We start from the raw sequence: 981 nt of genomic DNA, 5'->3' as shown, positions 1-981 counted from the left end.
TGCTTGGATCGGCAAGCGGAATCAAGGAAATCGTCGGACGAGGTGAATCGGCTGCCGCGCAGGGAGCTTTATTCTGCGGGCTGCGGCTCCAGGATCGCGCGGCGGTCGAGCGATTGCGACAGCACGGCCACCGCGACGGCCAGAAGCGCGAGTGCGGCGCCCACCAGCGGCAGGTTGGCGTAGGAGACACCCCAGGAGATGGCGAGGCCGCCGATCCAGGCGCCGCCGGCATTGCCGACATTGAAGGCGCCCTGGTTCAGCGTGGCCGCAAGGTTCGGTCCTTCGGCGGCCGCCTCGACGACACGGATTTGCAGCGGCGGCACGACGATGAAGATCAGCATGCCCCACAGGAAGACAATGGCGACGGCGACCCCGGCAATCGCGCCGAGCTTGGCGAAGACGACGAACAGCAGGGCCATGGCGAGCAGCGTGCCGATCACGGTCGGCATCAGCTTCCAGTCGGCCAGCCTGCCGCCGATGACGTTGCCGATGGTCATGCCGGCGCCGAAGAGCAGCAGCACCCAGGTCACGGTCGCCGTCGACAGGCCGGAGACGTCGGTCAGATACGGCTTGATGTAGGTGAAGACGGCGAACAGGCTGGCGGAGGCGAGCGAGGCGATCAGCATCGCCAGCCAGACCTGCAGCTTTCCGAGCACGCGCAATTCGCCGACCAGCCCGCCGCCGCTGGGTTCGGCGACGTTGGACGGCACCAGCCAGGCGATGGCCGCGACCGAGACGAGGCCGATGCCGACAACGGCGAGGAAAGTGGCGCGCCAGCCGAAGGCTTCACCCAGCGCCGTGCCGGCGGGAACGCCCAGGATATTCGACAGCGTCAGGCCGGGAAACATCAGCGCGATGGCGCTCGCCCGCTTGTTGCGCGGCACGAGGCTCGCCGCAACGACGGAGCCGATGCCGAAAAAGGCGCCGTGGCCGAAGGCGGTGAAGACCCTCGCGGCCATCAACAGCCAGTAGTTCGGGGCG

The 981-nt window shown here is 68.0% G+C and carries 1 protein-coding gene; it reads right to left on the bottom strand.

From position 1 onward, the window contains the following. Window positions 1-68: 68 nt before the first annotated feature. Window positions 69-981 (bottom strand): MFS transporter (locus EOA24_RS39315; RefSeq protein WP_133375002.1); only part of this gene is annotated, 913 nt, incomplete at its 5' end.

Source organism: Mesorhizobium sp. M2A.F.Ca.ET.039.01.1.1 (genome assembly GCF_003998035.1).
In the GTDB taxonomy this organism is placed as follows: Bacteria; Pseudomonadota; Alphaproteobacteria; order Rhizobiales; family Rhizobiaceae; genus Mesorhizobium.
Note: the sequence above shows the minus strand (reverse complement) of the source record. Positions and strands in the feature narration are given on the sequence as shown.